Origin of the sequence: Pseudarthrobacter sp. lyk4-40-TYG-27, assembly GCF_030209295.1 — a bacterium.
Taxonomy (GTDB): domain Bacteria; phylum Actinomycetota; class Actinomycetes; order Actinomycetales; family Micrococcaceae; genus Arthrobacter.
The window spans coordinates 286,106-312,817 of record NZ_JARVSH010000001.1 but is presented as its reverse complement, the minus strand read 5'-3'; the positions used below and the strand labels follow the sequence as shown (position 1 = coordinate 312,817).

Annotated in this window: 27 protein-coding genes; 17 read left to right on the top strand and 10 right to left on the bottom strand. The window is 64.8% G+C overall.

All coding sequences use genetic code 11. The features are described 5' to 3' along the window. Nucleotides 1–98: 98 nt before the first annotated feature. From QRM96_RS01485 to QRM96_RS01445, 9 genes are all read left to right on the top strand, one after another. Complete coding sequence (locus tag QRM96_RS01485) at nt 99–1,067, top strand: FKBP-type peptidyl-prolyl cis-trans isomerase (RefSeq protein ID WP_018761347.1); 969 nt, start codon at nt 99–101, stop codon at nt 1,065–1,067. Between the two features lie 66 nt (nt 1,068–1,133). After that, nucleotides 1,134–1,529 (top strand): FKBP-type peptidyl-prolyl cis-trans isomerase, encoded by a 396-nt coding sequence (locus QRM96_RS01480; RefSeq protein ID WP_018761348.1) that lies wholly within the window; start codon nt 1,134–1,136, stop codon nt 1,527–1,529. Between the two features lie 103 nt (nt 1,530–1,632). After that, nucleotides 1,633–3,618, top strand: a complete 1,986-nt coding sequence (locus QRM96_RS01475) for a helix-turn-helix transcriptional regulator (protein WP_285318075.1) — start codon at nt 1,633–1,635, stop codon at nt 3,616–3,618. Between the two features lie 9 nt (nt 3,619–3,627). Beyond that, a complete protein-coding gene (locus tag QRM96_RS01470; RefSeq protein WP_018761350.1) occupies nt 3,628–3,975 on the top strand; it encodes a hypothetical protein in 348 nt (115 codons plus the stop codon). Between the two features lie 32 nt (nt 3,976–4,007). Next, nucleotides 4,008–4,280 (top strand): Sec-independent protein translocase subunit TatA, encoded by a 273-nt coding sequence (tatA, locus tag QRM96_RS01465; RefSeq protein ID WP_018761351.1) that lies wholly within the window; start codon nt 4,008–4,010, stop codon nt 4,278–4,280. A gap of 48 nt (nt 4,281–4,328) precedes the next feature. Beyond that, nucleotides 4,329–5,123, top strand: coding sequence for a twin-arginine translocase subunit TatC (gene tatC, locus QRM96_RS01460; protein ID WP_018761352.1), 795 nt, complete (start codon nt 4,329–4,331; stop codon nt 5,121–5,123). Between the two features lie 20 nt (nt 5,124–5,143). Further along, a complete protein-coding gene (locus tag QRM96_RS01455) occupies nt 5,144–8,068 on the top strand; it encodes a DEAD/DEAH box helicase (RefSeq protein WP_109044590.1) in 2,925 nt (974 codons plus the stop codon). Between the two features lie 57 nt (nt 8,069–8,125). Beyond that, the gene (locus tag QRM96_RS01450; RefSeq protein ID WP_285318073.1) at nt 8,126–9,775 is read left to right on the top strand and encodes an amidohydrolase; all 1,650 of its coding nucleotides are present in this window, start codon (nt 8,126–8,128) and stop codon (nt 9,773–9,775) included. Nucleotides 9,776–9,870: 95 nt separating this feature from the next. Beyond that, a complete protein-coding gene (locus QRM96_RS01445) occupies nt 9,871–10,614 on the top strand; it encodes a polyprenol monophosphomannose synthase (protein ID WP_018761355.1) in 744 nt (247 codons plus the stop codon). A 73-nt stretch (nt 10,615–10,687) separates the two neighbouring features. On the opposite strand, the gene QRM96_RS01440 is transcribed toward QRM96_RS01445, so the two are convergent. From QRM96_RS01440 to QRM96_RS01420, 5 genes are all read right to left on the bottom strand, one after another. Beyond that, nucleotides 10,688–11,035 (bottom strand): RNA polymerase-binding protein RbpA, encoded by a 348-nt coding sequence (locus QRM96_RS01440; RefSeq protein WP_018761356.1) that lies wholly within the window; start codon nt 11,033–11,035, stop codon nt 10,688–10,690. A gap of 237 nt (nt 11,036–11,272) precedes the next feature. Further along, a complete protein-coding gene (locus QRM96_RS01435) occupies nt 11,273–12,217 on the bottom strand; it encodes an SPFH domain-containing protein (RefSeq protein ID WP_109044588.1) in 945 nt (314 codons plus the stop codon). A 22-nt stretch (nt 12,218–12,239) separates the two neighbouring features. Continuing rightward, complete coding sequence (locus tag QRM96_RS01430; protein ID WP_018761358.1) at nt 12,240–12,713, bottom strand: NfeD family protein; 474 nt, start codon at nt 12,711–12,713, stop codon at nt 12,240–12,242. A gap of 128 nt (nt 12,714–12,841) precedes the next feature. Then, a complete protein-coding gene (locus QRM96_RS01425; protein WP_285318071.1) occupies nt 12,842–13,723 on the bottom strand; it encodes a putative RNA methyltransferase in 882 nt (293 codons plus the stop codon). Nucleotides 13,724–13,791: 68 nt separating this feature from the next. Next, a complete protein-coding gene (locus QRM96_RS01420; protein WP_018761360.1) occupies nt 13,792–14,472 on the bottom strand; it encodes a peptide deformylase in 681 nt (226 codons plus the stop codon). Nucleotides 14,473–14,525: 53 nt separating this feature from the next. Between QRM96_RS01420 and QRM96_RS01415 the strand changes: the two genes are divergently transcribed. Then, nucleotides 14,526–14,936, top strand: coding sequence for a nuclear transport factor 2 family protein (locus QRM96_RS01415; protein ID WP_109044586.1), 411 nt, complete (start codon nt 14,526–14,528; stop codon nt 14,934–14,936). Between the two features lie 23 nt (nt 14,937–14,959). Here the strand turns inward: QRM96_RS01415 and QRM96_RS01410 are convergent, their stop codons facing one another. The 3 genes from QRM96_RS01410 to QRM96_RS01400 are packed head-to-tail and all read right to left on the bottom strand — an operon-like array spanning nt 14,960 to nt 18,018. Then, complete coding sequence (locus QRM96_RS01410) at nt 14,960–16,117, bottom strand: FAD-dependent oxidoreductase (protein ID WP_285318070.1); 1,158 nt, start codon at nt 16,115–16,117, stop codon at nt 14,960–14,962. Beyond that, nucleotides 16,110–16,796, bottom strand: coding sequence for a class I SAM-dependent methyltransferase (locus tag QRM96_RS01405; protein WP_285318361.1), 687 nt, complete (start codon nt 16,794–16,796; stop codon nt 16,110–16,112). Before QRM96_RS01405 ends, QRM96_RS01410 begins: the two co-directional genes overlap by 8 nt. A gap of 22 nt (nt 16,797–16,818) precedes the next feature. Continuing rightward, nucleotides 16,819–18,018, bottom strand: coding sequence for a type III polyketide synthase (locus tag QRM96_RS01400; protein ID WP_109044584.1), 1,200 nt, complete (start codon nt 18,016–18,018; stop codon nt 16,819–16,821). A 993-nt stretch (nt 18,019–19,011) separates the two neighbouring features. On the opposite strand from QRM96_RS01400, the gene QRM96_RS01395 reads away from it, so the two are divergent. Together QRM96_RS01395 and QRM96_RS01390 are read left to right on the top strand one after the other, a co-directional pair. Then, on the top strand, nt 19,012–19,413 hold the full coding sequence (locus QRM96_RS01395) for a DUF3054 domain-containing protein (RefSeq protein WP_051083435.1): 402 nt from the start codon (nt 19,012–19,014) through the stop codon (nt 19,411–19,413). Nucleotides 19,414–19,542: 129 nt separating this feature from the next. Continuing rightward, on the top strand, nt 19,543–19,824 hold the full coding sequence (locus QRM96_RS01390; protein ID WP_018761366.1) for an Lrp/AsnC family transcriptional regulator: 282 nt from the start codon (nt 19,543–19,545) through the stop codon (nt 19,822–19,824). A gap of 6 nt (nt 19,825–19,830) precedes the next feature. On the opposite strand, the gene trpD is transcribed toward QRM96_RS01390, so the two are convergent. Further along, the gene (trpD, locus tag QRM96_RS01385) at nt 19,831–20,886 is read right to left on the bottom strand and encodes an anthranilate phosphoribosyltransferase (RefSeq protein ID WP_133831569.1); all 1,056 of its coding nucleotides are present in this window, start codon (nt 20,884–20,886) and stop codon (nt 19,831–19,833) included. Nucleotides 20,887–21,034: 148 nt separating this feature from the next. Here trpD and ctaE point away from each other — a divergent pair, with 148 nt between their 5' ends. The 4 genes from ctaE (at nt 21,035) to qcrB (ending at nt 25,366) form a co-directional block, all read left to right on the top strand. After that, nucleotides 21,035–21,673, top strand: coding sequence for an aa3-type cytochrome oxidase subunit III (ctaE, locus tag QRM96_RS01380; RefSeq protein ID WP_196803315.1), 639 nt, complete (start codon nt 21,035–21,037; stop codon nt 21,671–21,673). Between the two features lie 86 nt (nt 21,674–21,759). Beyond that, nucleotides 21,760–22,548: a cytochrome bc1 complex diheme cytochrome c subunit gene (gene qcrC / locus QRM96_RS01375; RefSeq protein ID WP_018761369.1), complete on the top strand. Its 789-nt coding sequence runs from the start codon at nt 21,760–21,762 to the stop codon at nt 22,546–22,548. 99 nt (nt 22,549–22,647) lie between these two features. Beyond that, nucleotides 22,648–23,718, top strand: coding sequence for a cytochrome bc1 complex Rieske iron-sulfur subunit (gene qcrA / locus QRM96_RS01370; RefSeq protein WP_026264469.1), 1,071 nt, complete (start codon nt 22,648–22,650; stop codon nt 23,716–23,718). Beyond that, nucleotides 23,696–25,366, top strand: coding sequence for a cytochrome bc1 complex cytochrome b subunit (qcrB, locus tag QRM96_RS01365; protein WP_018761371.1), 1,671 nt, complete (start codon nt 23,696–23,698; stop codon nt 25,364–25,366). The genes qcrA and qcrB overlap by 23 nt, the downstream gene beginning before the upstream one ends. A 109-nt stretch (nt 25,367–25,475) precedes the next feature. Here the strand turns inward: qcrB and QRM96_RS01360 are convergent, their stop codons facing one another. Continuing rightward, nucleotides 25,476–26,246 (bottom strand): GntR family transcriptional regulator, encoded by a 771-nt coding sequence (locus tag QRM96_RS01360; RefSeq protein ID WP_285318064.1) that lies wholly within the window; start codon nt 26,244–26,246, stop codon nt 25,476–25,478. Between the two features lie 160 nt (nt 26,247–26,406). On the opposite strand from QRM96_RS01360, the gene QRM96_RS01355 reads away from it, so the two are divergent. Continuing rightward, the gene (locus QRM96_RS01355; protein WP_285318063.1) at nt 26,407–26,709 is read left to right on the top strand and encodes an HPr family phosphocarrier protein; all 303 of its coding nucleotides are present in this window, start codon (nt 26,407–26,409) and stop codon (nt 26,707–26,709) included. Nucleotides 26,710–26,712 lie beyond the last annotated feature (3 nt).

The window sequence follows — 26,712 nt, the reverse complement described above, 5'->3', positions numbered from 1 at the left end:
TCTATTCTGGATAAGGTCCTTTTAACGGGACCTGCCACGGCATTGTCCGCTGCCATGCGGAATGCCGTATCCATCTTGCCCCGACGAAAGTTTCCTACGTGCGCCGACTACTAGCAATCCTCCTTCCCGGCCTGCTGCTGCTGACCGCCTGTGGAGGCACAGCTTCACAGCCTGAGCCCACCAGCCAGTCCGCCGGGGAGACTGCAAAGTTCGACTCCCTCAAACTCACGGACAACGGGGACAAGAAGGCCCCGGGCGTGGACTTCGACAAGCCCCTGTCCGTCACTGAACCGACCATCAAGGTCGTTTCCCAAGGCAGCGGCGACGCCGTCAAGGCAAACCAGGTAGCCAAGATTTCGATCCTGGCCCTGAACGGCACCGACGGATCCCAGCTGGAGGACACGTTCCCCAGCGAGCCCGAGAGCCTCGAGCTGACCGACGACCTCAAGACCAGCAGCCCGGTCATCTACAACGCCTTCGTTGGCGCGAAGGTCGGATCCAGCCTGGCCTTGGCCGTCCCCGGCCAGCAAAGTGCCCCGTCAGCCAGCCCCAGCCCGTCCGACGGCGCCAGCCCCAGCCCGAGCGCTGCAGCTGATCCCACCCAGTTGCTGATCATCAAAGTCATTTCCGCTGCCGACTCCACGCCCGTCCTGGACAAGCCCCAAGGCGAGACCGTGACGCCGCCTCCCGGCCTGCCCACCGTGACGGAAAAAGACGGCAAGCCGGAAATCAACGTTGCGGGTGCCCCCGCGCCCACATCCCTCGTATCGCAGGACCTGATCAAGGGCACGGGCGCCACCGTCAAGGAATCCGACACCCTGACCGTGAACTACGTTGGCGTCAACCTCGCCGACGGCACAAAGTTTGATTCCAGCTTCGACCGCGGCCAACCGGCAACCTTCCCGTTGACCGGTGTCATCAAAGGCTGGACCCAGGGCCTGGCCGGCAAGACGGTAGGCTCCCGTGTCCTGCTGGTCATCCCCAAGGACCTGGCTTATGGCGACGCCGGCCAGGGCCAGGCGAAGGGTGACCTTGTCTTCGTAGTGGACATCCTCGGGGTCAAGTAGCAACACTTACAAGGAGGCCGCATCCTTTCGCGGCACCCACCAGTACACTCACGCAGAGGAGCAAACATGTCGTTTGGACAGCGGGAATTCGACCGCCAGAAGCCCGAAATCGATTTTCCGGAAGGCGACGTCCCCACGGAACTGGTCATCACCGACATCATTGAGGGCGACGGCCGGGAAGCCCAGGCGGGCGACACCGTCTCCACCCACTATGTTGGCGTGGCCTGGTCCACGGGCGAAGAGTTCGACGCCTCATGGGGCCGCGGCGCACCGCTGGACTTCCGTGTCGGCGTCGGCCAGGTCATCCAGGGCTGGGACCAAGGCCTGCTGGGCATGAAGGTCGGCGGCCGCCGCCGCCTCGAGATCCCCTCAGAACTGGCATACGGCTCCCGAGGAGCCGGTGGAGCGATCAAGCCCAACGAGGCGCTGATCTTCGTTGTGGACCTCGTCGGGGTCCGCTGACTTTCAGCACACCGCACCAACCACAGGCGCGGCAGCACGGGGATGTTTCCCGGTGCTGCCGCGCTTTCGGTTTAAGGCGGAGGAGTTTAGTAACGTAGCCAAGGTGTCCGTATCCCGCACTGAACGACTCCTCAACCTGTTGATCGCGCTCCTGAATACCCGCTATGGGCTGCGGCGCAGTGAACTGCGGGAGAAGGTCTACCACGACGCCTCCGGCAACGACGTCGCATTTGGACGGATGTTCGAGCGCGACAAAAACGACCTGCGGGCGATGGGCTTCGACGTCGAGACCCTCACGGACACCGGCTGGAGCGAAGACGACCCCGCCACCACGCGCTACCGGATCGGCAAGGAATCCAACAGGCTCCCCGACGTCCAGCTGGCACCAGAAGAATGGACCGTCCTGCTGCTCGCCTCGCAGCTCTGGGAGCGGGCGGCCCTGGGCGCGGCGGCCCAGAGCGCACTTCGCAAAATCCAGGCCTCCGGACAGCTGGCGGACGTTGAACTGCCCGCCGGTGTCCAACCCCGGATCAAGCCCGCCGGACAAGCCTTTGATGACATCGTCACCGCCATGCATGCCCGGCATCCGGTCAGCTTCACCTACCTGGCCGGCAGCACCGGCAAGGAGGAAGAACGGGTGGTGGAACCCTGGGGCCTTGGCAGCCGCTTTGGCCAGTGGTACCTGATGGGGAAGGACCGCATCCGCAACGCGCCCCGGCATTTCCGTCTTTCCCGGTTCACCAGCGCCGTCACGGTACTAAGCAAAGACCAGTACGCCCCGCCCGCGGACTTCAGTATCCGCGCCGCATTGGACCGGCTGCCTGAACTGCCGCTGCGCGCCGCCGTCGTGGACGTCAGGAAGGGGCGCCTCCTCGCCTTGCGGAGCCGTGCCGGAGCCGCCGCAACGCAGGTGCCGGGCGGACCGCCCGCCGACGGCTTTGACCGGCTTGTCCTGGAATACCGGGATCCGGAAGTGCTTGCCGAGGAACTCGCCTCCTACGGGCCGGACGCGCTGGTGGTGGACCCGGAAGACCTCGCCGCTGCCGTGCGCCGCCGGCTTAGGGCCGCCGCCGCCTTCAGCGCCGCACCCATCCCCGCCTACACGTTCGTCGACGTCCACGCCCGGGCCGCCCGCAAGCGGACCTCCGAGGACCAGCTCAAGCGCATGCTCCAACTGGTCCCTTTCCTGGTCCACAACCAGGGCCTGCACATCCAGGATGTCGCAAAGCATTTCGGGATCACCCGCGAGGAACTGGAGGCTGATCTCCAGATCCTCATCTGCTCCGGGCTGCCCGAGGGTTACCCGGATGACCTGCTTGATATCCAATGGGAAGACGGCCACGTCTTCATTTCCCAGGATCTGGACTTGAAGCGTCCCGTCCGATTCACCGTGGAGGAAGCCTGCGCACTGCTGACGGGCCTCGAAACGCTCAACGGCCTGCCCGACCTGCCCGGCGGCGGTGCACTGGAATCGGTCACCCTCAAGCTGCTCGCCGCAGCCGGTGAGGAAGGCCTCCAGGCGGCCTCCATTGCCGGACCCCAGGTGGCACCGGCAGACGCCGACACCCATGCCACCATCCGGCAGGCCATTGAAACCCGCTCCCAGCTGCGGCTGACCTACCTCTCGCCCCAGCGGGACGCGGTCACGATCCGGGATGTCGACCCCCTACGGCTCTATTCGCTGGACAACACCTGGTATTTCGAAGCCTGGTGCCACAGCGTGTCAGGACTTCGGAACTTCCGCCTGGACCGGGTGCAGGAGGTGCACCCCAACGGCGCACCTGCAGGCCGCCACGCCACGCCCGGCCGCGGCGTGCCCGCCAAACTCTTCACCCCCAACGACGACGACACCACAGTGATCATCCAGCTCACCCGGCAGGGGAGGGGCCTGGCGGACGACTATTACGCGGAGCGCACCGCGGAATTGCCCGACGGCGGCCTGGTGGCCGAGATCAGGTTTGGCAGCACTGCGTGGCTGCCCATGTTCGTGGCCCAGCACGGGGGCACGGCCAGGATCCTGGCGCCGGCGGAACTTGCCGCGGCGGCAAGCGAGTGGCTCGCGGCGTCGCTGGCAACCTACGGCGGATAGACTTCCAGCATGCCTTGGTGGTCCTGGATCCTGATATGGATAGCGCTTGTTGCGGTGTCCCTGCTGTTCTATGTCCTGTTGGGCATCCGCCTTTACCGCCAGTTCATGGCTACGGTAAGGGACCTCAGCGAGGCTGCCGCCAGGCTGGGAAGCCTGGGTCCGGCCGGGTTGCCGGAGGAGCCCGCCGCTCCATTAGGTGTCGCGCCAGGTTCGGCCGTTTTTGCCTCGCCCGCTGTCATGAGACATGATTACGAGGCATCCAAATCGGCCAGGCAGGAAGAACGCCGCCGCCGTCGAGTGCAGCGCAAAAAGGACCGGGGCCAGCCGCAGGCGTTCGGAGATCTCGACTTCACATAGAAGTAGGATGTATTTAGAGGAAAGGATTTCCCGTGGGAAGACTCTTTGATGGCCCCTGGCCAATCGTCATTATCATCGTCGTAGCTTTGCTTCTTTTCGCCGCCCCCAAGCTTCCGGCCATGGCCCGCAGCCTGGGCCAGTCAATGCGGATTATCAAATCCGAGGTAAAGGAAATGAAGAACGACGGAAAAGCCGAGCCCGCCGAGCCCTCCGGGCCGGTGGAAGGCACCATCGTGAACCATCCCAAGGCGAAGCCCGGTGAGCCGACAGACGGCACTGACGTTCCGCCGTCGACCCGCGCCTGACCTCCCGTGGCACTGTCGCGGGCCCGTAAAGCCAACCCAGAGGGACGGATGTCCCTCTGGGAGCACCTCAAGGAGCTGAAGAACCGGCTGATCAAGTCGGCCATCGGCGTCGTTATCGGCGGCATTGGGGGCTGGATACTTTACGATCCGCTGTTGAAGGCGCTGGCCGAGCCGGTCAACAGGATCTCCGATGAAACCGGCGGCCTGGCCGCCATCAACTTCGGGACCATCGCCTCACCCTTTGACTTCAAGCTCCAGATGTCGCTCCTCATTGGGGCAGTGATCTCCAGCCCGATCTGGATCTACCAGCTGTGGGCGTTTATCACTCCCGGCCTGACGTCCAAGGAACGCCGCTACACCCTGGGCTACATGGCAGCCGCCATCCCGCTGTTCCTTGCCGGCATTTGGGTTGGGTGGCTGGTGGTTCCCCAGGTGGTGCATGCGCTGACGCAATTCACCCCCGCAGGCTCCTCAAGTGTGATCGATGCACGCACCTACATCGAATTCGTCACGCGCATGGTGCTGATGCTGGGCCTGGCGTTCCTGGTTCCGGTGGTCCTGGTCGGCGTCAATATGGCAGGCCTTGTGTCCGGCCGCACCATCCTCAAAGCGTGGCGCATCACGGTGTTCCTCGTCTTCGTCCTGGCAGCTATCGCCGCCCCGGGCGCGGATGCCATCTCGATGTTCATGCTCGCCGGGCCCCTGCTGGCGCTGTTCTTTGCCGCCATTGGGATCTGCATCATGAATGACAAGCGGCGTGACCGCCGCCAGGCCAAGCAGGTTGCCGAAACCGAGGCCACCGCAGACGTAGCCACCCCGAGCAGTGAACTCAAGAAGCTCTAGCCTGCCGCTAGGCTTGGGATATGTCTTCCAACACCGGGCCGTTCTCCACCGGGCCCACCGATTCAGAAGAACTGTCTCCCGCTGAAAGGTACCGTGCCAGCGCCGAACGCAGGGCTGAAGCCGCCACGTACCTGGGACAGTTTTCCGGAACCCTCGAGTTCGAGCTTGACGACTTCCAGCGGCAGGCCTGCCGTTCACTGCAGGAAGGCAGGGGAGTCCTGGTGGCGGCCCCCACCGGCGCGGGCAAAACCATCGTTGGCGAGTTTGCCATCTACCTGGCCCTGCAACGTGGCCTGAAGGCGTTCTACACCACGCCCATCAAGGCGCTCAGCAACCAGAAATTCAGCGAGCTCGCCGCGAAGTACGGCGCGGACAACGTGGGGCTCCTTACCGGCGACACCAGCATCAACGGCGACGCGCAGGTGGTGGTGATGACCACCGAGGTCCTCCGGAACATGCTGTATGCCGACTCTGCCACGCTTGGCGACCTTGGCTACGTGGTCATGGACGAAGTGCACTACCTGGCCGACCGGTTCCGCGGGGCGGTCTGGGAAGAAGTCATCATCCATCTGCCCAGCGAGGTCCAGGTAGCTTCGTTGAGCGCCACCGTCTCCAATGCCGAAGAATTCGGGGCGTGGCTGGACACCGTGCGCGGCGACACAGACATCATTGTCTCTGAGCACCGGCCGGTACCGTTATGGCAGCACGTCATGGTGGGCCGCCGGATCATGGACCTGTTCGCCGGCGAAACCACCTTCGACGAGATCGCCCCGCCCGGTGGGGACGGAATCGATGAGGCGCCCGCGCAGGCCAAACCCCGCGAAGACGCCAAGGGCCGCGGCTTTGACGTCAACCCTGAACTGCTTGATGTGGCACGCCGCGAAATCCAGCAAAGCTTCCGGAGCCGGCAGGGACCGGGAAAGCGCGGCCAGCGCGGCCGGCGCGGCGATGACCGCCCGGTCCGTGGCAGCGAACCCGCAGGGGTGCGCAGGGCCAGCCGCCCCCAGGTGATCGCCAGCCTCGACCGGATGGACCTCCTGCCGGCCATCACCTTCATCTTTTCCCGTGCCGGGTGTGAGGGGGCAGTCGCCCAATGCGTCGCATCCGGCCTGTGGCTTACCACGGAGACCGAACAGCGGATCATCGCGCAGCGGGTAGACGAAGCCGGGCAGGACATCCCACCGGACGACCTTGATGTCCTGGGCTTTTGGACCTGGCGCGACGGACTGCTCAGGGGTTTCGCTGCCCATCACGCCGGAATGCTGCCCACTTTCAAAGAGGTGGTGGAGAAACTCTTTGCCGACGGACTGGTCAAAGCCGTCTTCGCCACGGAGACCCTTGCCCTCGGCGTGAACATGCCCGCGCGTTCGGTGGTGCTGGAGAAGCTGGACAAGTTCAACGGTGAGGCCCACGTGGACATCACCGCGGGCGAATACACCCAGCTCACCGGCCGCGCCGGCCGGCGCGGCATCGACGTCGAAGGCCACGCCGTGGTGCTGTGGCAGCCCGGGACGGACCCGACAGCGGTCGCCGGCCTCGCCTCCCGGCGCACCTACCCGCTGAACTCGAGTTTCCGGCCCACCTACAACATGAGCATCAACCTGCTTGCACAGTTTGGCCGGTCCCGGGCCCGCGAAATCCTCGAATCGTCCTTTGCCCAGTTCCAGGCCGACCGCTCCGTGGTGGGTCTCGCCAGGCAGGTCCGAAGCAGGGAAGAATCCCTTGCCGGTTACGCCAAATCCATGACCTGCCACCTGGGCGACTTCACCGAGTACGCCCGGCTGCGGAGGGAATTGTCGGACGCCGAGAACGCCACGTCCCGGACCAAGTCCCGTGTGCAGAAGTCGCTGAGCGACGACTCGCTGGCCCGGTTGCTGCCCGGAGACGTGGTCAACGTTCCGGGTGGACGCGCGCCAGGACCCGCCGTCGTCCTCAGTTCCGACCACGGCAGCCGCGAACCGCGGCCGGCCGTCCTCACGCTGGACAACCAGCTCCGGCGGATCGGCACGGACGACCTTGAGGGTCCCATCGCGCCCGTAACCAGGATCCGGATCCCCAAGTCCTTCAACGCCAAGGTGCCCAAGTCACGCCGGGACCTCGCCTCCTCGGCGCGGAATGCGCTGCGGGAGAACCGCCCACCCGCGCCCGGCCAGAACCGGAACCACGACTTCGGCCGCGGAGCGGCGCTGCCCAACCAGGAAAAGCGCATTGCCGATCTCCGGCGTGCCCTCCGGGCGCACCCCTGCCACGGGTGCAGCGAACGGGAAGACCACGCGCGGTGGTCCGAGCGCTGGTGGAAGCTGCGGCGGGAAACGGATGGCCTGGTCCGGCAGATCCAGGGCCGTACCAATACCATCGCCAAAACCTTCGACCGGGTCTGCGACGTGTTGTCCGCTTACGGCTACCTGGAAGACACGGGAGACGGCCGGCTTGTCATCAGTCCCGACGGGCAGCGGCTGCGCCGGATCTACGGCGAGAAGGACCTGCTCATCTCCCAGTCCCTGCGGCTGGGTGCCTTCGACGACCTTGACGCCACAGAGGTGGCAGCGCTGGCCAGCGTCCTGGTGTACCAGGCCAAGCGGGAGGACCGGGGACTGCGGCCACGGATGCCCAGCGTCTCGCTGGAGACCTCCGTGGACATCGTGGTCAGGGAGTGGTCCGCCCTGGAGGACGTGGAGGAGGAGAACAAGCTTCCGCTGACCGGCGAACCCGAACTTGGACTCGTCTGGCCGCTGTACAAGTGGGCCCGGGGACGGCATCTGCAGGATGTCCTGAGCGGGACGGACCTCGCCGCCGGCGACTTCGTCCGTTGGGTCAAGCAGGTTGTGGACCTGCTTGACCAACTGGCCAAAATTCCCGGCCTTGATCCACGCCTGTCCCGGCTGTGCGTTGAAGCCATCACCCTGATCCGCCGCGGCGTCGTCGCTTACTCGTCTGTTCTCTGACCTTTCTACCCCGCCGGCCGGCGTCGGCCTGTTCACACCCCAGGAGTCCTGCCCACCATGCCCAATCCCGCTGCCACGTCCCGCCCCGCTCCGGTCCTGTACCGCAACGGATCCGTCTACACCGCTGCGGACCCATTCGCGACAGCCATGCTGGTGGATGGCGACACCGTCGCCTGGGTTGGTTCTGAACAGGCGGCTGCGTCCATCGCCGACAGCTCGATGGAGGTCATCGACCTCCGCGGCGCACTGGTGGCACCGGGCTTCGTGGACTCGCACATGCACCTGACGGAAACCGGCATCGCCCTGGACTCCCTGCAACTCGGCTCAGCAACGTCTGCCCGGGAGCTCCTGGACGCCGTCGCCGGCGCTAAGGGCGAAGGCACGGTGTTGGGGCACGGCTGGGATGAGACCACATGGGCGGACCCCACGCTGCCCACGGCGGACGAATTGGAGCGGGCGGCCGGAGGCCGGCCGGTCTACCTTTCCAGGGTTGACGTGCACTCGGCGCTCGTCTCACCGTCGCTTGCCCGGTCCGCGGCCCTTCAGGGCCAGGACGGGTTCGACGGCGGAGCCAGGGTCATCCGGGCAGCCCACGCCGCAGCGCGGCTGGCCACACGGAAGCTGCCGGCCGGGGCCCTGAAGCAGCACCAGGCCCGCGCCCTGGCCGAGGCTGCCGCCAACGGGTACGTCGCCCTCGCCGAGATGGGGGCGCCCCACATCGGCGGCCTGGACGATCTCAAGAGCGCCGTCGCATGGAACGCACAGGATGCATCGGCCCGGCCGGTTCCCGAAATCCTGCCGTACTGGGGCGAGGCGGTATCTTCCGAGGAGCAGGCCCGCGCCCTCGTTGCGCAGTTCGGCGGTGGCATCCGCGGGCTCGCCGGGGACCTGAATATTGACGGATCGATTGGCTCCCGGACTGCCGCCCTGCGGGCCGGTTACAGCGACGCCGGCCACGAGCGCGGCGCTGCGTACCTGGACGTCGAGCAGGCCGCAGCCCATCTCGCCGCCTGTTCTCTGGCCGGTATCCAAGGCGGTTTCCACGTGATTGGAGACGCCGGGCTGGACGTTGCCCTGGAGGCGCTCGACCGTGCCGCCCAAGTGGTCGGCGCACAGCGGGTGCGTGCCGCCGGCCACCGCTTCGAGCATGTTGAAATGGTGGATGCCGCCGCCGTCGAAAAACTGGCTTCCTATTCGGTGACTGTGAGCGCCCAACCGGCGTTCGACGCAGCCTGGGGCGGACCCGGCGGGCTTTACGAGCAACGACTGGGGGAGCGGAGCCGGTCCATGAATCCGTTCGCCTCGTTCTACTCAGCAGGGGTCCCAGTCTGCTTTGGCAGCGACAGCCCGGTGACCCCGCTGCGTCCTTGGTCCAGTGTCCGCGCGTGCGTGGAGCACCACAACGAGGGCGAAAGAATTTCCGCACGTGCCGCGTTCCTGGGCCACACCCGCGCCGGCTGGAGGGCCGCCCGGCACACCAACCCGATGGCCGGGCAACTCGTCCCCGGAGCCCCGGCAAGTTTCGCCGTATGGGAGGTGGAAGAACTGATGGTCCAGGTGGCTGACGGCCGGGTCCAATCATGGAGTACGGATCCGCGTGCCAGGACCCCGCTGCTGCCGGCGCTGGACACGGGTTCGGATCCCGTGTGCCTCCAAACCGTGAAAGACGGAGCCGAACTGTTTGCCAGCCCGGCCTTGCGTTCCTGAGCCAGGTTTCTACCGCCCTATAATGGGTAGTTGCGCCCACCGCCGGCCAGCCCGGCACCAGGTGCTCCGACCACTTCCACCAGGAAAGGCCCTTCGTGCGCGTCCTTACGATCATTCCCACCTACAACGAACTGGAATCGCTGCCCAAGACGCTCCAGCGCCTGCGGACGGCTGTTCCGGCGTCGGACGTACTGGTGGTCGATGACAACAGCCCCGACGGTACCGGCACCCTGGCCGACGGCTTCGCCGCGGAGGATCCCCAGGTCCACGTCCTGCACCGCAAAGGCAAGGAAGGCCTTGGGGCGGCCTACATCGCAGGTTTCAAGTGGGGACTGGAAGCCGGCTACGACGTCCTCGTCGAAATGGATGCCGACGGCTCGCACCAGCCCGAACAGCTCCCGCAACTCCTTGAAGCCATTGAGCAGGGCGCAGACCTGGCCATGGGCTCGCGCTGGGTCCCCGGCGGCAGCGTGGTCAACTGGCCGCTGTACCGGCAGGCAATCTCCCGTGTGGGCAGCACGTACGCCCGGCTGATGCTCGGCCTCCGGATCAAGGACGTCACCGGCGGCTACCGCGCCTTCCGCCGAAGCACTTTGGAAAAGCTCAACCTGGACCAGGTGGATTCGGTGGGCTACGGCTTCCAGGTGGACCTCGCCTGGCGCGTCGCCAAACTCGGCCTCCGTATCGAAGAACGCCCCATCACCTTCGTCGAACGCGAACTGGGCGCCTCGAAGATGAGCGGCAACATCGTGGTGGAAGCCATGATCAACGTCACCAAGTGGGGACTCGCGGCTCGCTGGAACACGCTCGCCGGCAAAGTGAAAAACACAAACTCGTAGCCCTTACCGCGGTTAAAGAAAGGGGGCGTCCCCGCACTGGAAGTGCGGGGACGCCCCCTCGTTTTTGCGTGGCCTAAGCGGAGCGGCGCTCTCCACGGCGTTCGCGCAGAATGGTGAGGCGGTCCTCAAGGATCTGTTCCAGCTCAGGAAGGGACCGGCGTTCCAGCAGCATGTCCCAGTGGGTGCGGACTGCTTTGTCGTTGCTCGTATCCGGCTTTTCGCCGTCTACCAGGAGCGCTTCCTTGCCGGTCTTGGAGACCCATACCGGAGGAATTTCCGCCTCGGAGGAGAACGTGACGAAGACCTGCTCGCCATCCTCGCAACGGTACTCGACCCGCTGGCGCGGAGCCGGCTCAACTCCGGACTCGGTCTCCATGCTCTGCGCACCAAGGCGCATGCCCCGCAGGCTGCGATCGCTCATGATTTCTCCCTCTGGTCGGTTCGCGGATGAAAACTCCGCGACTGCCGGTGGTGACGATGCGCCGCCGGACTCTTGTGTGCACTGTGCTGCATCATTGGATTCAACGCATTGCGAAGCTGTGTTGTTCCAGCTGGTGGTATCCTGCCGGACAAATACACAATTATACGGGCTTTTTGCCGCCGGAACCAAAACAGGGAGGGGCCCGCGGCGCGGGTCCCTCCCTGTTTCAGGGTCTGGTTAGGGCTCGGTCCGCTGGGCCGGAACGTCGTCGAACAGTCCGTTCGCCGCCTGTTCAGGTGCGTTGCCTCCCAAGGCGCTTCCGATTCCCTTCAGGGCCTCACCGACTTCACTGGGGATGATCCACAGCTTGTTTGCCGAGCCTTCGGCCAGTTTCGGCAGCGTCTGGAGGTACTGGTAGGCCAGGAGCTTCTGGTCCGGGTTTCCCTTGTGGATCGCATCGAAGACCTTCTGGATGGCTTGCGACTCGCCGTCTGCCCGGAGGATGGCGGCTTTGGCCTCGCCCTCGGCCTTGAGGATGGCGGCCTGCCGCTGTCCTTCAGCGGTAAGGATGGCGGACTGCTTGGTCCCCTCGGCGGTAAGAATGGCGGCGCGCCGGTCGCGTTCGGCACGCATCTGCTTCTCCATCGAGTCCTGGATGGAGTGGGGCGGATCGATTGCCTTCAGCTCCACCCGGGACACGCGGATGCCCCAGCGGCCCGTCGCCTCATCAAGAACGCCGCGGAGCTGCCCGTTGATCTGGTCACGCGAAGTCAGGGCCTCCTCGAGGTTAAGCCCGCCCACCACATTGCGCAGCGTTGTCGTGGTGAGCTGCTCCACCGCCTGGATGTAGTTGGCGATCTCATAGGTGGCGGCGCGTGGATCTGTGACCTGGAAATAGACCACCGTGTCGATGGACACCACCAGGTTGTCTTCCGTGATCACCGGCTGCGGTGGAAAGGAAACCACCTGTTCGCGCAGGTCCAGCAAGGGCAGGAGCCGGTCCACAAAAGGAATCAGGATGGTCAGCCCCGGGTTGAGCGTCCGCTGGTATTTGCCCAGGCGTTCAACGACGCCGGCACGTGCCTGCGGGATGATCCGGACCGACCGGACCAAAACGATGATGACGAACACGATCAGGACCACCAACACAACGGCCAGTGCGGTTCCGCCTGCGTTTTCCATAAAACTCCTTATCCCCCAAATGTCAGGCTGTTTCAGGGCCGGTGGCCGCCGCCGGCGGCACCGAAACCACTGCTGTTGCGCCGTCAATGGCCGAGACGACCACTTTCTGGCCTGCGGGAAGAACTCCCGCCGCGGAGCGTGCGCTCCAAATATCGCCGCCGATTTTCACCAAACCGCCGTCCGAGGTCACGGCCTCCATGACGATTGCGGGTTCGCCGATGAGGCGGTCAACGTTGGTCCGCTGCTCGGACGGGCCCTTCTTCAGGTGCGAGAGTGCCACCGGCCGCACGAACGCGACCATGAGCAGGGATACGATGCAAAAGACCACCACCTGGAGCCAGGGTTCGGCGCCGGCAAAGTCAGCTGCCAGGGCGGCAAGAGCGCCGCCACCGAGCATGATGAAGAACAGGTCAAGGGTGATCATCTCGATCACGGCAAACGCCAGGAACGCCGTGAGCCACAGCGCCCACCAGTTTTCCCCAAGCCACTCGAACATCCTGTTTCCCCCTTCGTCACGGGGGAGCCGCGTCTGCGGACCCGCCTGCAACTGTCTTTTCATCCTAGTCCGGGGACCGGGCAAGCGCGCCGGACGCAGGCGCCGGCCCGGGGATAGTGGCCAAGTCGTTACGCGGCGCCGTGTTTCCTGGGCCGGAACACCATCAGCCTGAACCGTGCGCCGGCCGTCACGGGTTCGGGGCGGCTCTCCAGCCTTTCCGCGATGTGCCCGGGATCCAGGTGGTGTCCCGCCGGTCCCATGAAGGCAAGGTCCGCGGCGGCCGCGCGGGTCAACGTGAAGGCTATGTCGACGTCGGAGGAGCTGTCCAGGTCGAAATAGCCGGCCATGCCCTCCGCCAGGCGGTCATCCTTCCCCTCTTCGATGCCGAGCATCCCGGTGACCGCGGCAAGTTCCGAGAGGTGGCCGGGCCGGGGAGTCACCACCACCAGCGCCCCGGCAGGGCGCAGTACCCGGGCGAATTCGGCCGGGTTCCGCGGGGCAAACACCACCGTGACAGCGTCCACCGAGCCGGTGGCCACCGGAAGGGGCTGCCAGATGTCGCAGACCATGTTGATGGCTTCCGGGTTGAGCCGCGCGGCGCGGCGCAGCGCAAACTTGGATATATCCAGGCCGATGGCCGCCACGTGCCGCCCGCCAGCGTCCGCGGCGTCGAGGATCTCGCGGAGGTAATGGCCGGTTCCGGTTCCGGAATCCAGCACCGCGGCACCTGTTTCCGAGAGATAAGGGACGACAGCGGAAGCTACGGCGCGTGCCAGCGGCAGGTAATGGCCGTTCCCCAGGAAATTGACGCGGGACTGCACCATGGCGGCGCTGTCCGCCTCAAACGACGTTCCCTTGCCAACCAGCAGGTTGAAGTAGCCTTGCCGGGCGGCATCAAAGTGGTGACCGGCAGCGCAAGCCAGCCGGGGTTGCGTCCCGGCGCCGGGTCCGAGGAGTACCAACGGATTCGAGCAGACGGGGCACAGGAGGGGGAGGTCCGCGGATGGCATGGACACCAGTTTATGGTGGTCTGCCCGTCCTGCTGCCCGTTACTGGACAGAGGGTGGCCCGCCCGAGGTCAGCCGAGGGATATTCCCGCGGGGCCGGCGTCGAACCCCAACCCGGTGCTTGCCCTGCCGATGCCGGGTTCCGCCCAGTGGGCCGCATATTCCGCATTGCTGCTGAGGGAACGGAGCTGGGCACGGTCGATATAGAGGATGCCGTTGAGGTGGTCCGTCTCGTGCTGGACGATGCGGGCCTGCCAGCCGGAAAAAACGCGCTGCTCCGCCGCGCCGTCGGGCGTCAGGTAGTCCAGCAGCACGGTGTCCGGCCGCGACACCACGGCCTGCAGCCCGTTGAGGGAAAGGCATCCCTCGTAGAACGCTGCCTGCCCGGACCCTTGCGGGGTGTAGCGGGGGTTGAGGATTGCCAGGAATTCCAGCGGGCTCCGGTGCCGCAGCGCTGCGGCGCCGGGGTCGACGTCGTACAGGTCTTCCAGGACCGCGAGTTGCAACGGGATGCCAAGCTGGGGCGCGGCCAGGCCGACACCGGGGGCTTCGTGCATGACCTGGCGCATGACCTCGATGAGGCGGCCAAGCTGCTCCGCCGAAAGTTGGCCGTGGAACTCTGCGGCCTGCTGGCGCAATGCGGGGTGGCCGGCCTGGACGATCGGCGGCAGGGAACCGGTCGACAGGATCCGCTCCACGGCCTCGCGGATTTCGTCGGGTCCGGCAGTCGTCGGGGGAGCACTCTGGATCATGATGACAGCCTACTGGGGGACGGCCTGCGGAAACCTCGGCTAGGGTCGATTGCATGGTTGATGAGTTGGCGCACGGCTCGCCGCTGGCGCGTGTCCTGGAGTTTATCCGTGTCCTTGAAGCGGGGGGTGGCGCCGCTGAAATCCGCCCGTTCCTCTCGGACGGATTTGTCCTCACGGAAGCGCCGCACCTGCTGGCACCGGAGGGATCCACCCGGACGCTGGAGGGCGTGCTTTCCGGTGCTGACCAGAGCCGCCAGGTAGTGGAGGACCAGGAGTTCGTGGTCCGTCGGACGACATGCGAGGGCGGCCGCGTGGCCGTGGAAGCCGATTGGTCGGCCACCCTGCTGATGGATCTGCGGTACTGGGATCGCGGCGAGACCATCCGGGCCAGGACGTCCTCCGTCTTTGAGGTGAAAGACGGCTTTATTGTGAGCCAGGACAGCTACGACTGCTATTTCCGCTAGGCACGCCCCGGCCCACCACTGGTTCATTGCATGGTGAACCGCATGGCTGCCCACCGGTTGACTGCCGGAATGGAGGCGGCAGTACCGAGTGCCGCCGTACGGATTCGAAGCAACGGAGCCGGCAGGGGCCGGCCGAGCGCCATGTTGATTTCGGCCTGGCGGCGCGCACGGACCGCTGCCCTTCGCCGGGCCCTTTCGAAGTCACTGAAGTGGCTGTCCGCAGGGCCGCCGGGGAGCGCCTCGAGAACCAGCGGGGCGAGTGCTTCGGCATCAAGCCAGCCCAGGTTCATGCCCTGGCCGCCGATGGGGCTGATTTCATGGGCCGCGTCGCCCAGCAGGATTACCCGTCCGGCCACAGTACGGCCGGCGATGGCCGAACTGACGCTGAAGGCGCTCAGCATGGAAGTGGTGGCCGGGTCGGGAACGATTCCGGTCCGCCGGCCCACCAGGCCGGCCAGGTCGGTGGCCGTTGCGGAACCGGCCGGGCAGTCGAGCCGCACCACCCAGCGGCGGATTCCGCCCGGGAGCGGGAACGATTCCACGATGCCCTGCTGCTCGAGGAAGAGGGCAGCCTTTTCACCCAGTCCGCTGTCGTCGTCGAAATCCCCCATGAGGTAATGGTCCTGATACGTCCGGCGGGCGGCAGCCACGCCCAGGGCGCCCCGGAGCCGGGAGCGGGCACCGTCCGCGGCCACCAGCAGTGCGGCCGTGGCCCGGGCCGGCGCGAGCGATGGATGATCCGGGGACTCGAACGCGACGGTGACCCCGGCGCCGTCGTCAGTGAGCCCCGTAACGGTTGCGCCCCTGACCAGGGCGTTCGGGTCCAAGGCCAGCACGCGGTCCGCCAGGATTTGCTCCGTCCTGAACTGGGGCAGCGCAAGGACAAAGGGAAAATTGGCGGACACAGTGCCGAAAGCCATGGTGCCGACTGTCCTTCCCCTGCTCAGGGCGACGCCTTCACGGATCCGGACACCCTCCCGAACCAAGGCTGGTACCACGCCGATCCGGCTAAGTGCCTGCAGCGCCGGCGGGTGGATACCGATGGCCCGGGTGTGCTGGTTCCGTGACGTACGCTGTTCCAGCACCTTGACGGTGACGCCCTCCTGGAGCAGGAGCCCGGCAAGGAACAGCCCAACAGGGCCGCCGCCGGCGATGACAACATCGGCAGCCAGCTCAGCCATGTCGCCACGTCAGGACGTGGTGGAATGCAGACGACCGTTCCACGAACCAGCCCGGGGGAGCGGCGGCGGACAATTCAGCGGGTTTATAGCTGCGCCGGATGGAAGTCAGGCCGTCCTCGCGGATGAAGGAGCGCCGGAACGGCAGCGCGGCAACGCTGAAGAGGGCGAAGGCTGCCGGGCTGCGGATGAGGTCGTTATGCAGCGATGTCCTTTCCGCGAGGATTTCCGAATCTGCCAGCAGGTGCCGGAACTCTTCGGGAGACAGATGGTGCAGGACATGGTTGGAAATGACGACGTCGAACCGGGCCTTCTCGCGGACGAGGTCGCTGCTGTGGGCCTGCCGGAAGTCCACACCGGAGGCAGCAGCACGCTGCCGGGCAAAGCGGGCGGCTCGGGGATCCGGGTCGATTCCCGTGATGTGCATCTCTTTCCCGTCCCGGGCGGCCCAGCGGGAGAGCATGACGGCGAGGTCGCCGCCGCCGCATCCGACATCCAGGATGGTCAGCGGGCGCGGCTGTGGCGGAACGATGGGCCGAAGCTCCCTCGCGTACAGTCCCCGCCACCCGGACAAGACTCTGTTGATGACGCCGAACTGGCGGTAGGTGTTGTCCAAAAGCTGGGCATCACAGTCGGCGCGGTCCATCTGCTCGACGGCAGCAGCAGCGCGGCGGGCCAGCATGAAATCCATCGCCCGGACCCGGTCAGCCGACTGTGGCTGCCTCGGCGGTGGCCGCATCGGACGTTTTTCCGTGTCTTGCAACGGCCTGACGGAGCTTGGTAAACAGGCCTGTTTCCACGGTGAGTCCTGGGCCGAAGGCCATGGAACAAATGCGTTCACCCCCGCCGGTTCCGTCCCGGAGTGGTTGTTCCAGGATGTGCTTGAGGACGAAAAGCACCGTGGCGCTGCTCATATTCCCGTAGTTGCGAAGGATTTCGCGGGCGGGCACCAGCTGCTCCTCCGTGAGGTCAAGCCGGGACTCGACCTTGTCCAGGATGCTGCGGCCGCCCGGATGGATGGCCCAGTGGGGGATTGAGGTGTAGGGGAGTGCCGCCAGTTCCGGTTCCCGTGCCAGCAGGGGCTCCAGGGCGCCCACAATGTGTTCGTCGATGATGTGGGGCACGTAGTTGCCGAGCACCATTTCGAACCCGTTGTTGCCGATGTTCCAGGCCATCGAGTCTTCGCCGACAGGGGTGAGGACCGTTTCGAAGTGGTCCAGGGCGAGCAAAGCGGTGTCGTGGGCTCCGGGCCGGGCCGTGACGACGGCGGCAGCGGCTCCGTCGGCGAACAGCGCTGAACCCATGATGGCATCGGGATCGTTGGACGTGCGCACGTGCAGGGAACACAGTTCCGCGCAGACTACCAGGACGACGGCCTTGGGATCGGCCTCGCAGAACAACTTTGCGGCGCGCAATGCGGGAAATGCCGCGTAGCAGCCCATGAAGCCCAAGTGGTACCGCTGGACGGCCGGGTTCAGCCCCAGCTCGCGGACCACCTTATAGTCCGGGCCGGGGTTGAAGAATCCAGTGCATGAAACAGTGATGAGGTGAGTTATGTCAAGTAAACCAAGATCCGGGACGGCCGCCAGGGCAGCGCGGGCTGCCTCAATGAAAAGCTTCGTGGCTTCCCGGGCAAAGATATCGTTGCGGACCTTGGTGCTGGGATTCAGCAGGAGTCCGGATTCCTGGTCGTAGAACTGCGGGTTGTCCGAGCGGGATGCGTTCGTCATTTCCTCTACGGCGGTAAACCGTGTCTCGATGGCTGCACCGTCAAAGCAGGTGTTCACCAGCCGGGATCCCAGACGCGACAATCCCGGCTGCGCAGCGAAGACATCGCGGGCTTCGGACTGGATCAGCTTGGTCGTCGGGACTGCAGTTTCCAGGGAACACACGTAGGCCGTCATTGGTTCATTCTTGACGCGCGCCGCACCAAAGACAATGGGCCCCGTGCCGATTGACCAGCCGATTCGCGGGATTGGGCCTTGGGGATCCGCCCCGCTCCCGGAGATTCCCAAAGCGCCGATAATCTACATTATGTAAAGTAACGTTTTCGGAGAGCCTGGACTGGAGCGCTTCGCAGCCCTCTCCCGGTTCCCGATTTTGGCGGACGCTCAGTGGCGCCGGCGTATGGAGGCCCCAACCACGCCTCCGAGGGCGAGCCCCACAGCGCAACCCCAGAAAGGGCTCTGAAACAGGGCCAGGCCCAGGCTGAATCCCATAGCGGCCCCGACCAGCGTGCAGATCCATAACGGTTTGTTCACTATCTCTCCGGATGCAGGGAGTGACGTCGATCCCTGCCGACATTACTGCATGCCCCCATAACTGCTTCGAAGAGACAACACCCCCCATTGCAGCAAATAGGTAGCTGCGACCGGTGTGCGGCGGCTCTTTGCGGTCCTATCCTGTTGCACATGGCGGCAAGCCGAAAGGCCTGCTGCGGGCCACAAGGTGGAGCGGTTCCTCGGATGCCGCCCTTTTCATGAAGCTGGCGCCGGCGCCCCACCCCTACGTTTCCCAGGACGCCCGATGCGAGAATTTGCCTGCCTTCAACATTGCCCAGCCTGCCCCGCGAACGGGCAGGCGTGTCAGAGCCATTTGCGGGGGGAAGCCCTGAAGCGGGCTCCGGGACGTCCGATCCTGCTACTGCGGCCGGCCCCGGTTTGGGTCCGGTCACTCCGGGCCATCGCCATCGCATATACAGTCACAGACGTCCTCGTTGAGTGGGATGGTGACGCCGGGTACCAGCTCAGCTGGGAGGCGAGCTGGCTTGTCCGCAAGGTGCGCCGAGCGCCTGCCGGCGACCCCCTTCCGGAGGCACCCTGACCACCCCACTCCCCTGGCCCTGCCTACCAGCCCGGCAGCCGCTCATGCTGCCCCGGACAGCTAGAGTGAAAGCCATGGATTCCCTCAAGACGAAGCCTGCACCATCAGTTGTGGCGCGAACCGTTATCCTTGCCGCCGCGGCTGACCTCATCCTCATCCTGGCATTTGCGGCAATTGGACGCGATGCCCACCACCGGGAAGAACCGGTCCTGGGTGTCTTGCTCACAGCGTGGCCATTCCTTGCCGGCGCAGCCGCCGGCTGGATGGCCGCACGGGCATGGAGGAATCCACTGTCAGCACTCCGTGCAGGAGTTCCCGTATGGGTTGGCAGCCTGGTTGGTGGAATGGTCCTCCGGGCGCTGACCGCCCAGACCGTGGTCCTCCCCTTCATCATCGTGGCCACATTGGCCTTGGCAGTTTTCCTGGTGGGCTACCGGCTGCTGCTTGCCGGCGTGGTACGCCTGCGTCGCAGGTGAAGCCTCAGCTCAACGGGGAAATCCCCAGCCTGGAAGGCATCCGGAAGATGCCCGCCCGTGTAATAGGCTGGCAGCAGGGAAACAGCTGCCGGGCTTAGCCGCGGCGGAACTGATTGAAGGGGTTCAAACGTGGTCACCGCATTTGTTCTGATCAAGACTGACGCCGCACGCATTCCGGAGACGGCCGAGGAAATATCGGCCATTGAGGGCATCAGCGAGGTGTACTCCGTCACCGGGGAATGGGACCTTATCGCCGTGGCGAGGGTGCCAAGGCACGAGGACCTGGCAGACGTCATCGCTGACAAGCTCTCCAAGGTGCCAGCAGTGGTCCACACCACCACGCATATTGCCTTCCGCGCCTACTCGCAGCACGACTTGGACGCCGCATTCTCGCTTGGCTTCGAACAGTAGGCGGACCTAGGCGCGGGACAGCGAAACCCAGCGGTCCAGCACCGCAGCGGCTGCACCGGAATCGATTGAGTCCGCCGCCCGTACGAAAGCCGCCTGCATACGTTCCAGGAACGGACCACTTGCGTCGAGATCGAAGGCGACCAGGCCGGCGGCCGCGTTGACCAGGACCGCGTCCCGGGCCGGACCTGGCTTCCCGGAGAGCACATCCCGGACCACACCGGCATTTGCAATGGCGTCTCCCCCGCGCAGTTGTTCCACGGTGGCCAGGCTGATGCCCAGGTCTTCAGGTGAGAAACGGAGCTCGCTGACGGCACCGTCGCGGATTTCCCACACGGTCGACGGACCGGTTGTCGTCAGTTCGTCGAGGCCGTCGTTCCCCCGGAACACCAATCCCCTGCTCCCCCGCCGCGCCAGGACGCCGGCCACGAGGGGCGCCATCCTTGCGTTGGCAACGCCGACGGCCGACGCCTGTACGTTGGCGGGGTTCGTCAGAGGCCCCAGGAAGTTGAACGCGGTGGGAATCGCCAGCTCGCGCCGGGGAACGGCGGTGTGCCGGAAGGAGGGGTGGAAGACCTGGGCAAAGCAGAACGTGATGCCGGCTTCCTCCGCATTGCGTGCCACCCGGTCGATAGGCAGGTCAAGGCGGACACCGAGCGCCTCCAGCACATCGGCAGAGCCGGACGACGACGACGCCGCCCGGTTGCCGTGCTTGACGACCTTGGCGCCGGCACCCGCCGCTACCAGGGCGGCCATCGTCGAGATGTTGACAGTGTTAAGTTGGTCACCACCGGTGCCGACGATATCGAGCTTCTCCCCGGAGATTGCCACCGGCTTGGCGTGGGCCAGCATGGCTTCCACCAGGCCGGAGAGCTCGGCCACTGTCTCCCCCTTGGCGCTGAGTGCCACGAGGAAACCGGCGATCTGGGTTGGCGTCGCTTCGCCGGACATGATGGTGTCCATGGCCCACGACGTGTTGTCGGCCGTAAGATCGGCGCCCTTGATCAGCGCCGAGATGAGCCGGGGCCAGGTGTTGCCGGACGCTGCAGATGCCTGTGAAGTCACCTGCTGATGCTATCGAGCGATGGTGCGCGCTGACCAATATGAACGTCGGCCGGAACTTTTCGGGGCGAATTCGCGTCTTTGTAGAAAAAGTCCCCCGAAAAGGCGGTTTGCGTTGGGCAGCACGGACTTTTGCAGACATAATGTCTATGTGACATCTGCGACCCATGCCCCCAGTACCCCGGCGCACCCCACGCTGAACCGCCCCAATATGGTTTCTGTCGGAACCGTAGTGTGGCTGTCCAGCGAGTTGATGTTCTTCGCCGGTCTCTTTGCCATGTACTTCACGCTGCGCTCAACGAGCGGTCAGATGTGGGCGGAAGAGACAGCCAAGCTCAACTTCCCCTTTGCGCTCGTCAACACGATCGTCCTCGTGGCCAGTTCCTTCACTTGCCAGATGGGCGTGTTCGCCGCCGAACGGCTGCAACCCCGCCGCGCCGGCGGAGCCCTGCAGTTCGCCCGCTGGGGAATGAACGAATGGTTCACCCTGACGTTCCTGATGGGCGCGTTCTTCGTTGCCGGCCAGACCACCGAGTACGCAATGCTGGTTTCCGAGCACGTCTCGCTCTCCTCCAACGCTTACGGCTCTGCCTTCTACATGACCACCGGCTTCCACGGCCTGCACGTCATTGGCGGCCTGATTGCCTTCCTGCTCATCATGGGCCGGTCCTTCGCCGCGAAGAAGTTCGGACATTTCGAAGCAACGTCCGCAATCGTCACCTCTTACTACTGGCACTTCGTTGACGTCGTGTGGATCGGCCTCTTCCTGGTCATCTACGTACTCAAGTAGCCAGCTTTGATTCTTTTTCTACAAGAGGCAGAATTTCAGGTAGCGGCTCCCGGAGCCGGCGCAGGATCGAATAAAGGAACCACCACGTGAAGGCACTCTCACAAAAGCGGCGTCACCCACTTGCAGCAATAGCGCTGCTCCTGATGGGGCTCCTCATCACTGGTGGGCTCTACGCCGTGGCCACCAGCATGAACGAGGCCAAGGCGAGCACCACCACGGCAAGCGCAAGCGACGTCGAAGAGGGCGGCAAGCTTTTCGCGGCGAACTGCGCCACCTGCCACGGCATGGGTGCCAGCGGTTCCAAGGATGGTCCCTCGCTGGTGGGCGTCGGCGCCGCAGCTGTTGACTTCCAGGTTGGCACCGGCCGCATGCCGATGCAGATGAACGGACCCCAGGCGATGAAGAAGCCTGTCCAGTTCAACGAGCAGCAGACCTCACAGCTTGCAGCCTATGTCGCTTCCCTGGGAGCCGGCCCGGCAATTCCTGCAGACGAGCTGACAAACGGCGGCGGCGACGCTGCTGCCGGTGGAGAGCTGTTCCGCACCAACTGCGCCATGTGCCACAACGCCGCCGCCGCCGGCGGTGCGCTGACCCGCGGCAAGTTTGCTCCTGCTCTTGCCGACGTAACCGGCAAGCACATCTACGAGGCCATGGTCACGGGCCCGCAGAACATGCCGGTGTTCAACGACGCCAACATCACCCCCGAGGGCAAGAAGGACATCATCACCTTCCTGAAGCAGATCGAGTCCACCGGATCCCCGGGCGGAGCCGACCTGGGATCCCTTGGCCCGGTAGCTGAAGGCCTGTTCGTGTGGGTTGCCGGTCTCGGCGTCATCATCGCCTTCACCATCTGGCTGACCTCCAGGACTTCCTGACGTCCCGCAGGACACACAAAACTTCTGCTGCCCTGTCAGCAGCTTGAAATTAGAAACTAACCCGGCAACTGCCGGGACGAGAGAAGGATGAGGCGAATTATGGGCAACCATAGTGACGGCAGTCCGAACCACTCGGGCACCGTAGCTACGGCTGGTCAGAATGAGGTGGAGAAGTTCCAGGATCCTGGGATTCCCCCGCATCGTTTGCGCCTGGCTGACACGGACCCGAGAGCCGCAAAGCGGGCAGAACGGCAGGTCGCCTTACTGTTTGGCATTTCTGTTGTTGGCACCCTGATCTTCCTGGTGGCGTACTTCGCCATCGATCTGGGTGACGACTCCAGCATCGCCACCATCCGGCTCCAGAACGCCCTGCTGGGCATTGGCACTGCCTTTGCCATGTTGGGTATCGGAACCGGCATCGTGCACTGGGCCAAAGCCCTGATGCCCGATCACGAAGTCTCCGAAGAGCGTCACGCGATCCGTTACGAGGAAGACCGCCAGGCTGCGGTCCGCATCGTCGACGACATCGTGGAAGAGACCGGCATCAAGCGCCGCCCGCTGATCCGTAACACCCTCCTGGGTGCGGTGGCCCTGGCTCCGCTTCCTGCAATCGCGATCTTCGGCGACCTCGGACCCCGCCCTGACGACAAGCTTGCACATACCATGTGGGCTCCGCAGGACGGCAAGCGCAAGCGCCTGACCCGCGACCCTGACGGAACCCCCATCAAGGCTTCGGATGTCACCATCGGCTCGGCGTTCCACGTCATCCCCGAGGGACTCAACGAACTCGAGGAAGGCAAGCTCAACGAGAAGGCAAAGTCCGTTGTCTTGCTCATGCGCCTGGATCCCGCCTCGCTGAACCCGTCCAAGGGCCGCGAAGAGTGGGGTTACAACGGCATCGTTGCCTACTCGAAGATCTGCACCCACGTTGGCTGCCCCGTTGCTCTCTACGAGCAGCAGACGCACCACCTGCTGTGCCCGTGCCACCAGTCCACCTTCGACCTCACGCAAGAGTGCAAGGTGATCTTCGGCCCCGCCAGCCGTCCTCTCCCCCAGCTGCCGATCGCAGTTGATGACGAGGGCTACCTCGTCGCTACCAGCGACTTCCATGAACCCGTAGGACCAAGTTACTGGGAGCGTGATTCGCATGAGCGCAGCATCAACAGCTGAGCCGGCTTTCGTCGCCAAAACCAAGACAGGCCGGATCACCGACTTCGTCGACTCGCGTGTCGGCGGTTCGGGGATCCTCCGCGAGTTCGGCCGCAAGGTCTTCCCCGATCACTGGTCATTCATGTTCGGCGAAGTGGCGCTGTACTCCTTTGTCATCCTGCTGCTGTCCGGAACCTTCCTGACGTTCTTCTTCGATCCGTCCATGGCGGAGACCCACTACGACGGGTCCTACGTCCCCCTTAAGGGCGTGGAAATGTCGGTGGCGTACAGCTCGTCACTGAACATCTCGTTCGACGTGCGTGGCGGACTCTTCATGCGCCAGGTCCACCACTGGGCAGCACTGCTGTTCGTGGCGTCGGTGGCCGTGCACATGCTCCGGGTCTTCTTTACCGGCGCGTTCCGCCGCCCGCGTGAGATGAACTGGGTTGTCGGCTGTGTCCTGCTGATCCTGGCCATGGCCGCCGGCTTCACCGGCTACTCGCTTCCCGACGACCTGCTCTCCGGCAACGGCCTGCGCATCATCGACGGCGTGATCAAGTCGATTCCGGTCATCGGCACGTACATCTCGTTCTTCCTCTTCGGCGGAGAATTCCCGGGCACGGCCATCATCAGCCGCCTGTACATGCTGCACATCCTGTTGGTGCCGGCACTCATCCTGCTGATGATCGTTATGCACCTCTTCATGGTCGTGGTCCACAAGCACACCCAGTACCCCGGTCCCGGCCGGAACGACAACAACGTCGTCGGCTATCCCCTCGGACCCGTGTACGCCGCGAAGGCCGGTGGATTCTTCTTCATCGTCTTCGGCGTGATCGCTTTGATGGCCGCGTTCTTCACCATCAACCCCATCTGGAACTACGGACCTTACGATCCCTCCCCGGTTTCCGCAGGCACCCAGCCTGACTGGTACATCGGGTTCGTCGACGGCGCCCTCCGGCTCATGCCCGGGACGCTTGGCAACTGGCACGTCGAGCAGATCTTTTTTGGTCACGTGTTCACGTTCAACGTCCTCCTGCCTGCACTGGTACCGGCCGGGATCCTCTTCACCGTGATGTTCACCTACCCGTGGATCGAGCGCTGGGTGACCAAGGACGACCGTGAGCACCACGTCCTCGACCGTCCGAGGAATGCTCCGACCCGTACCGCCATCGGCATGGCCGGCTTCGTCTGGTACTGCGTCATGTGGGCGGCCGCAGGTTCGGACCTCATCGCAACCCACTTCGGTGTCTCCCTGAACGATGTCACCTACTGGCTGCGTGCACTGTTCTTCGTCGGCCCGATCATCGCGTTCATCGTCACCAAGCGCGTGGCTTTGGCCCTGCAGCGCAAGGACCGCGAAATCGCCCTTCATGGCCGCGAGACCGGCCGGATTGTTCGGCTTCCGCACGGTGAGTTCATCGAGGTGCACGCGCCCCTGGATGAATACAAGCGGTACAAGCTGGTTGGTTTCGAATCACCCCAGGTACAGCCGGCTGTGCCGAACGAGCACGGCGTGGTCACCCGGAAGGAAAAGCGGCGCGCGCTGCTCTCCCGCTGGTTCTTCGAGGACCGCGTTGCTCCGGCAACACCCGCGGAGCTGGAAGCAGCACACGGCCACGGCCACGAGGCTGTCGAAGCTGCAGAGGGCACCAAGAGCCTGACGCACTAGGAAACTCCAGCTGCAACGAAGGGCCCGATCCATGCCGGATCGGGCCCTTCGTTTTGTCTTCCGGGCTCCTGTACCCTGAACACCGCCGGCAGTACTCCCCCGGGCTGTTTCAGTGGTTGCGCGTCCTGCGGGCACCAGGCCGCTGCAACGGAACCCACAGCTTGTACCGGTCGGCGCGGTAGTACGAAACGGAATAGTCGACCATGGCGCGCGCCACAAACGCATGCCGTTGGATCTTCAACAATGGCGCCCCCACCTCCACGTTCAGCAACCGCGCCGTGGAGGGCGATGCAGCCGTCGCCTCGATCATGTCCTCGCCCCACTCCATCACCAGGCCGAATTGTTCGCTGAGGACGTTGTACAACGACGTGGGAGGTTCGTGGTCAAGCAGGCCAGGGACGCGGTGGGCAGGAATAAAGTTCTCGTCGACACTCATCGGCTCCCCGTCCGCCAGCAGGAGCCGGCGGAACCGTACCACCGGTGTTCCCTCGTCGAGCTGGAGTTCGCGGGCCAGGAAGGCACTGGCTCCTATCTGCTCGAAACTGAGGACTCTTGCCGCGGGAACCATGCCGCGGCGCTGCATCTCCTCGCTGTAGGACGTCAGCTTAACCTGAAGGTCGAGTTTCGGCCGCCGGACGAACGTTCCCAGCCCGACTACACGTTCGATGACCTCCTCCCCCACCAAGGCATCGATGGCTTGCCGGACGGTCATCCGGGCAAGTCCGAATCGTTCGGCAAGGTCACGCTCAGATGGAAGCGCTGAACCCGGAAGGCAGGATTCGGCTATGTACGCCCTCAGGATCTCGCGGAGTTGCACATAGATCGCGGTGCCGCTGGTGCGGTCAATTTCGCCGGTGATAGCGGTGGCGCCAGCTGCCATGGTCCCTCTTCCTGCCGTGGTTGTCTTCCCTCATTTTAGGACGGTCTAGACCAGTGGGTGACCGCTGTCCTTTTTAGTGCCGCGGGTTGCCCGCCCGCTATATTTAGTCAGGAAAATTTGACCGCCGACGGATGGGGCCGTCGTGACGAAGGAGTCCCCTTTGCCAACACTGAAGGCCGTAGTGACAGCACCTGAGGGCCTGCACGCACGCTCTGCAGCCGTGTTCGTCCGTGCCGTTACCGACACAGGGTTTCCCCTGGCCATTCGAAAGGACGGTGGCGGCCTTGTGGACGCACGTTCCCTGCTCCAGGTGATGGCGGCCGACTTCCGGCAGGGCTGCGAAGTGGAACTGGTGGTCAGCGACGACGCCTTGGACGGCGCTCAGGACCACGGGCGGGCGCTGGAAGCACTCAGGGACCTCTGCAGGCTCCTGGAGTCCCAGGGGGCCACCCAGGGCGTCTAGGAA

What these genes read in the sequence shown, in the direction of transcription:
- QRM96_RS01480 (WP_018761348.1), top strand. Translation starts at nt 1,134, where the DNA reads ATGTCGTTTGGACAGCGGGAATTCGACCGCCAGAAGCCCGAAATCGAT.
- QRM96_RS01470 (WP_018761350.1), top strand. Translation starts at nt 3,628, where the DNA reads ATGCCTTGGTGGTCCTGGATCCTGATATGGATAGCGCTTGTTGCGGTG.
- tatC (WP_018761352.1), top strand. Translation starts at nt 4,329, where the DNA reads ATGTCCCTCTGGGAGCACCTCAAGGAGCTGAAGAACCGGCTGATCAAG.
- QRM96_RS01455 (WP_109044590.1), top strand. Translation starts at nt 5,144, where the DNA reads ATGTCTTCCAACACCGGGCCGTTCTCCACCGGGCCCACCGATTCAGAA.
- QRM96_RS01450 (WP_285318073.1), top strand. Translation starts at nt 8,126, where the DNA reads ATGCCCAATCCCGCTGCCACGTCCCGCCCCGCTCCGGTCCTGTACCGC.
- QRM96_RS01440 (WP_018761356.1), bottom strand. Translation starts at nt 11,035, where the DNA reads ATGAGCGATCGCAGCCTGCGGGGCATGCGCCTTGGTGCGCAGAGCATG.
- QRM96_RS01435 (WP_109044588.1), bottom strand. Translation starts at nt 12,217, where the DNA reads ATGGAAAACGCAGGCGGAACCGCACTGGCCGTTGTGTTGGTGGTCCTG.
- QRM96_RS01430 (WP_018761358.1), bottom strand. Translation starts at nt 12,713, where the DNA reads ATGTTCGAGTGGCTTGGGGAAAACTGGTGGGCGCTGTGGCTCACGGCG.
- QRM96_RS01425 (WP_285318071.1), bottom strand. Translation starts at nt 13,723, where the DNA reads ATGCCATCCGCGGACCTCCCCCTCCTGTGCCCCGTCTGCTCGAATCCG.
- QRM96_RS01420 (WP_018761360.1), bottom strand. Translation starts at nt 14,472, where the DNA reads ATGATCCAGAGTGCTCCCCCGACGACTGCCGGACCCGACGAAATCCGC.
- QRM96_RS01415 (WP_109044586.1), top strand. Translation starts at nt 14,526, where the DNA reads ATGGTTGATGAGTTGGCGCACGGCTCGCCGCTGGCGCGTGTCCTGGAG.
- QRM96_RS01410 (WP_285318070.1), bottom strand. Translation starts at nt 16,117, where the DNA reads ATGGCTGAGCTGGCTGCCGATGTTGTCATCGCCGGCGGCGGCCCTGTT.
- QRM96_RS01405 (WP_285318361.1), bottom strand. Translation starts at nt 16,796, where the DNA reads ATGCTGGCCCGCCGCGCTGCTGCTGCCGTCGAGCAGATGGACCGCGCC.
- QRM96_RS01400 (WP_109044584.1), bottom strand. Translation starts at nt 18,018, where the DNA reads ATGACGGCCTACGTGTGTTCCCTGGAAACTGCAGTCCCGACGACCAAG.
- QRM96_RS01395 (WP_051083435.1), top strand. Translation starts at nt 19,012, where the DNA reads ATGGATTCCCTCAAGACGAAGCCTGCACCATCAGTTGTGGCGCGAACC.
- qcrA (WP_026264469.1), top strand. Translation starts at nt 22,648, where the DNA reads ATGGGCAACCATAGTGACGGCAGTCCGAACCACTCGGGCACCGTAGCT.
- qcrB (WP_018761371.1), top strand. Translation starts at nt 23,696, where the DNA reads ATGAGCGCAGCATCAACAGCTGAGCCGGCTTTCGTCGCCAAAACCAAG.
- QRM96_RS01360 (WP_285318064.1), bottom strand. Translation starts at nt 26,246, where the DNA reads ATGGCAGCTGGCGCCACCGCTATCACCGGCGAAATTGACCGCACCAGC.